This window comes from Stenotrophomonas sp., from assembly GCF_036662295.1.
Classification (GTDB): Bacteria; Pseudomonadota; Gammaproteobacteria; order Xanthomonadales; family Xanthomonadaceae; genus Stenotrophomonas.
Genome location: NZ_JAVWXA010000165.1, coordinates 1 through 5,418, shown reverse-complemented (window position 1 = coordinate 5,418; position 5,418 = coordinate 1). Strand labels below are relative to the sequence as shown.

Annotated in this window: 4 protein-coding genes; 3 read left to right on the top strand and 1 reads right to left on the bottom strand. The window is 69.0% G+C overall.

Annotation, left to right across the window (positions count from 1 at the left end; translation table 11 throughout):
• Positions 1–1,847, bottom strand: a 1,847-nt coding sequence (locus RSA25_RS18820; protein WP_332810354.1) for a TonB-dependent receptor, incomplete at its 3' end; no start/stop codon positions are given.
• 226 nt (positions 1,848–2,073) lie between these two features.
• On the opposite strand from RSA25_RS18820, the gene RSA25_RS18815 reads away from it, so the two are divergent.
• From RSA25_RS18815 to RSA25_RS18805, 3 genes are all read left to right on the top strand, one after another.
• On the top strand, positions 2,074–2,562 hold the full coding sequence (locus RSA25_RS18815) for a DUF3574 domain-containing protein (RefSeq protein ID WP_332810353.1): 489 nt from the start codon (positions 2,074–2,076) through the stop codon (positions 2,560–2,562).
• A 36-nt stretch (positions 2,563–2,598) separates the two neighbouring features.
• On the top strand, positions 2,599–3,465 hold the full coding sequence (locus RSA25_RS18810; protein WP_332810352.1) for an SH3 domain-containing protein: 867 nt from the start codon (positions 2,599–2,601) through the stop codon (positions 3,463–3,465).
• Positions 3,466–3,542: 77 nt separating this feature from the next.
• A complete protein-coding gene (locus tag RSA25_RS18805; protein WP_332810351.1) occupies positions 3,543–5,264 on the top strand; it encodes a thiamine pyrophosphate-dependent enzyme in 1,722 nt (573 codons plus the stop codon).
• The last annotated feature ends 154 nt before the right edge of the window (positions 5,265–5,418 follow it).

Sequence of the window (5,418 nt, the reverse complement as noted above, 5' to 3'; positions counted from 1 at the left end):
TCGGTGAGCGCATCGCCGGTGATGCTCTCCGACAGCGCGATGCGGTCGTCGATGTCGATCTGGAAGAAGTCCAGCGACACATCGAAGTGGTCGCCGATGCGGCTGGTGAAGCCCAGGCTGGTGTTGAGCGACTTCTCCGGCTTGAGGTCCGCCGCGCCCAGGCCACGCGCGATCGGGTTGTTCACCGACAGCACCCGGCCCTGCACCAGTTGGCCGGCCGCGTTGTAGCCGGTGGAGGTGGATTCGTAGCCGATCTGGCCCAGCGAGGGGGCGCGGAAGTTGTTGGACACCGCGCCGCGCAGCGCGAAGGCCGGGGTGAATTCATAGCGCAGGCCCAGCTTGCCGGTGAGTTCGCCGCCGTAGTCGTCGCTGTGTTCGTAGCGCGCGGCCAGGTCGCTGGAGAAGTGCTCGCCGAACTGGCTGGAGAGGCTGGCATAGGCGCTGGCGACATCGCGCGAGAGCGAGGTGGCATCCTGCGGGGTGAGCCCGCCACCGGCCTGCGAGCCGGTCGGCCGGTCGGTGAACGGGCCGGCGGCATAGCTGCTCGGGTCGCCCGGACGGGTCTGGTAGTGATCGCGCCGCGCTTCCACGCCCAGGCCGAGACTGTGGGTGATGTTCTCGCCCTGGCTGAACACCCGGCCCAGGTCGAGGTTGGCCACGGTCAGGTCGTTGCGGTAGTCGCCGGTCTTGAAACGGGTCGGGCTGGTCGGGCCCAGCGATGCGTTGAGCGAGTTGCGCAGGCGGTAGGTGAAGGCGTTGCTGCCGTAGTCCAGGCTGGCGTCGTAGTTCCACTCGCCCCACTGGCCCTTGGCGCCAGCCACGGCCTGCACATCGCGGTTCTCGCCTTCGGAGATCGGGCGGTAGCCGTTGGGGTAGACCTGGGCCCAGTTGGCGTCGCTGTCGGGATAGCGGAAGTAGTTGGCGCCTTCGCTGTCGCGCTGGTTGAAGGTGCTGAAGAAATAGAATTTGGAGGTCTGCCCGAACGGCAGCTCGCTGTTGATCCAGGCGTTCAGGTCACGGGTCTTGCCGTCGCCCAGCACGTAGTTGCGCTTGCCCTGCAGGGCCAGGTTGGCATCGCTCTGGTCCCACGGCGGGATCTGGTCGAAGCCGGCGCGGTTGGTGCCTTCGTGGTTCTTCAGCTCCAGGCCCACGCGCAGGAAGCCGCCATCCTCGCCCAGCCGGGTGCCGACCTTGGCGCTGGCATAGCTGGTCTGGCCGTCGGTGACGGTGCGGTCGATCGGCTTGAGGTCGGTGTGGTTGACACCGAAGCTGGCCTCGAACGCGCCCCCTTCCGGCGCGTCATCGAGGATCACGTTGATCACCCCGGCCACGGCATCGGACCCGTACAGCGCGCCGGCGCCGTCGCGCAGCACCTCGATGCGCTTGATCGCACTGACCGGGATGGCGTTGAAATCGACCGGCGTGGTGCCCTTGCCGATCTTGCTGTCGGTGTTCACCAGGGCGCTGCTGTGGCGGCGCTTGCCGTTGACCAGCACCAGCACCTGGTCTGGCGACAGCCCACGCAGCTGGGCGGCCCGGATGTGGTCGGCGCCGCCGGAGTTGGACTGGCGCGGGAAGTTGAACGAGGGCAGCAGCGCCTGCAGCGCGCTGCCCAGCTCGCCGTTGACCACGCCGGCCTTGCGGATGTCCTCGGCGGTGAGCACGTCCACCGGGGAGGTGGATTCGAGCACGGTGCGATCCACCGCACGGGTGCCGGTGACGATCACGGTGTCCAGCGTGGTGGCCGAGCCGGGCGCGTCCTGCGCATGTGCATCCTGGGCGAGCAGGGGGGAGGAGAGGACGAGCGCGATGGCAAGGCCAAGGCGCGACGCGGACGGACGGGACATGCGGACTCCAGCGGGACGACGGGGGGGAGGGGTGGATCGGGAGGCGAAGGATAGTTACAGTTACATCTATCCGGATGAAGCGATATATTATCTTGGCGTGATGGGTGCTGTGACGCAAGTCCCATCGCCTTTGGTCATCAGCAGATAGCCGTTGGTGATCTGCGCGCCAGGCCGATGTCCTGCACGCTTCCTCCCCCTGTACGCCCGCATGCCCTGGAGTCTTTCGATGAAGTCCTATGCCGTTCTGTTCGCCCTGGTGCTGGCCGCCAGCGGCTGCGCAACCGCCGCCCCGGCCGCCAAGCCGGTCGCTCCGACACCCGCCACCGCCACCGCCACCCTGCAGGGCGATGCCGCGCGCCCCGACGCCGCCGCCGGCTGGGTGCGCAGCGAGCTGTATTTCGGCGTGGGCGAGGAGAGCGGCAGCTCCGAGCGCAAGCAGACCGATGCCATCACCGAGGCCCAGTGGCGCGCGTTCCTGGACAAGCAGGTCACCCCGCGCTTTCCCTACGGCCTGACCGTGTTCGATGCGTACGGCCAGTGGCTGTTCCGCGGCGCGGCCGAGCCCAACCGCCTGCGCACCAAGGTGCTGGTGGTGCTGCACGAAAACACCCCGCAGCGCCGCGCCGACATCGAGGCCATCCGCCTGGCGTGGAAGCAGGCCACCGGGCACCAGTCGGTGCTGTGGGCGCAGCAGGCGGTTGAAGTATCGTTCTGAGGTAGCCGGGCCAGGGTGGCGCGGCAGGAGCGATGCATGGGCAAGGTCAACGTTGGGTGTCTTGCGGCGGTGTGCGCCGCGCTGCTGGGAATGGGCGTGGCCGCCACGGCCGGCGCGGCGGAGGACGCCACGCTGCGCATCACGCTGGGGCCGGGCCAGGTCGCCACCGCGCGCGTGGATGCGCAGGGCAGCCTGGCCGTGGTGCTGCCCTCGGGCCGCCAGCAGCGGCTGGAGGGCGTGGCCGATGCCGATGGCGACGCACGCCTGGGCGCGCTGGATGTCGATTTCGATGGCCGCCCCGAACTGGTGGCCCGCGCGGCGGTCGGCCAGGTCAACGAGGCGGTGGCGGTGTACCGGTTCGATCCGGCGCAGGCACGCTTCGTGCCCCTGGCGCCGCCGGACAGCCCGCACGCCCAATGCGGCGGGCTGATGGGGCTGGACGTGGACGCCGCCCACCGCACGTTGAGCAGCAGTTGCCGCAGTGGCCCGATGTGGTACGTGGACCAGTACCGCTACCACGACGGACGGCTGTACCTGTATCGCGCCGAGCGCCTGCTGATGCTGGGCGATGCACTGGAGGCGACGATCTTCGTCAAGCAGACCGCCGACAGCGGCCCGATGGCGGTCTGGACCACCTTCGATCCCGCCGGCAAGGTGCTGGACACCGCGATCGGCGACGGCCTGGTGGCGCCCGACCATGGACATGGGCTGCTGGCCCTCAGTGGCCAGGTGGTGCCGGCACGGGTGCCGCTGCATGCCCGGCCGGGCGACACCGCCACGCGTCGCTACCTGGTGCGCGATGACCGCGTTGAACTGCTCGACGAACAGGACGGCTGGGTGAAGGTGCGCTATGCCAACCCATCGCGGGGCGACATCCTGGGCTGGGTCGACGCCAACCCCTGAACCGCGGCGATTCGCACATGGGGATCACTTTGCCGGGTCTACCCTGAGCGTTCCCCCCGGTCGTGGACGTTCCCCCCATGAGCAAGCGCGTTGCCGAAATCGTGGTTGAAACCCTGCAGGCTGCCGGTGTCCGTCATTGTTACGGCATCGTCGGCGACACCCTCAACTACGTCACCGATGCCATCCATCGCAGCGAGATCGACTGGGTGCACATGCGCCACGAAGAGGTGGCCGCGTTCGCCGCCGGCGCCGAATCGCTGATCAGCGGGCGGCTTACCGCGTGCGCCGGCTCGTGCGGGCCGGGTGGGCTGCATTTCATCAACGGCGTGTTCGAGACCAACCGCAACCGCGCCCCGATGGTGCTGATCGCCAGCCAGGTGGTCACCGCCGAGCTGGGCATGGAGTTCCCGCAGGAAGTGGATTTCAAGGCGGTGTATGCCGGCTGCAGCGTGTTCTGCGAGCAGGTGCACAGCCCCGAGCAGGCGCGCCGCGTGGTGGCACTCGCCTGCCAGGCGGCGATCAGCCGGCGCGGGGTGGCCGTGGTGATCCTGCCGGCGGACATCAGCGAGGCCGTGGTGAAGCACGACGTGCCGTTCTCGGTGCACTACACCCAGCCGGTGTTGCGGCCCAGCGACGAGGAACTGCAGCGCATCGCGGCCTTGATCGGCGAGGGCAAGCGCGTGGGCATCTACGCCGGTGCCGGCTGCGAGCACGCCCACGATGCGCTGGTGGCACTCGGCGCGCGGCTCAACGCGCCGATCGCGCATACCTCGCGGGCCAAGGATTTCGTGGAGCATGACAACCCGTACAACATGGGCATGACCGGCATCTTCGGCATCGAATCGGGTTACCACACGCTGATGGCCTGCGACACGCTGCTGCTGCTCGGGGCCGACTTCGCCTGGGGCCAGTACTACCCGGACAAGGCCACGATCATCCAGGTGGACCACGACGGCAGCCATCTCGGCCGCCGCCATCCGGTGCACCTGGGCGTGGTCGGTGACATCGGCCCCACGCTCGAGGCCCTGCTGCCGATGCTGCCGCCACGCGAGGACCGCAGCTTCCTGGACGAATGCATCACCCACCGCGACAAGGCGCTGGCCACACGTGCCCGCGAAGAGCAGCCCGGCGAGGGCAGCCTGATCCATCCCCAGCACCTCACCGCGCTGATCGACCGGCATGCCAGCGACGATGCGTTGTTCACCGCCGACGGCGGCTCGCCGATGGTGTGGATCCTGCGCCACATCCGCGCCAATGGCCGCCGCCGCACCCTGACCAGCCTGCTGCACGGCACGATGGCCAATGCCATGCCGCAGGCGCTGGGCCTGCAGAAGGCCTACCCGGGGCGGCAGGTGATCTCGCTCTCCGGTGACGGCGGCATCGCCATGCTGCTCGGCGACCTGCTGACCGCCGTGCAGGAAGACCTGCCGATCAAGGTGGTGGTCTACAACAACAGCTCGCTCAATTTCGTGGAGCTGGAGCAGAAGGTGGAAGGCCTGCTGGACAACTACACCGACCTGAAGAACCCCGATTTCGGCCGCCTGGCCGAGGTGATCGGCTTCCATGGGCGCACCGTGACCCGCTCGGAAGACCTGGAGCAGGCGGTCAAGGACTTCCTGGCCCACCCCGGACCGGCGCTGCTGGACGTGCATACCAGCCCCACCGAACTGGTGATGCCGCCGCAGGTGGAGGCCAAGCAGGTGGCCGGCACCGCGCTGTACGCGGCCAAGGCCCTGTTGAGCGGCCGGGTGGGGGAGGTGCGTGACCTGCTGGCCAATAATTTCCTCAACAAGCCCTGAGGAACGCACCCAGGCAGTGCCGGCCGCTGGCCGGCTCCCGACCCCACCGGACGCACCCAGGTAGTGCCGGCCGCTGGCCGGCTCCCGACCCCACCGGACGGACCCCGGTAGTGCCGGCCCCGCGGGCGCGCCCCCCCCCACCCCCCCACACCCC

Bases quoted from the DNA above. Each gene is read 5' to 3' on its own strand.
- RSA25_RS18815 (WP_332810353.1), top strand. From the start codon at position 2,074: ATGAAGTCCTATGCCGTTCTGTTCGCCCTGGTGCTGGCCGCCAGCGGC.
- RSA25_RS18805 (WP_332810351.1), top strand. From the start codon at position 3,543: ATGAGCAAGCGCGTTGCCGAAATCGTGGTTGAAACCCTGCAGGCTGCC.
- RSA25_RS18810 (WP_332810352.1), top strand. From the start codon at position 2,599: ATGGGCAAGGTCAACGTTGGGTGTCTTGCGGCGGTGTGCGCCGCGCTG.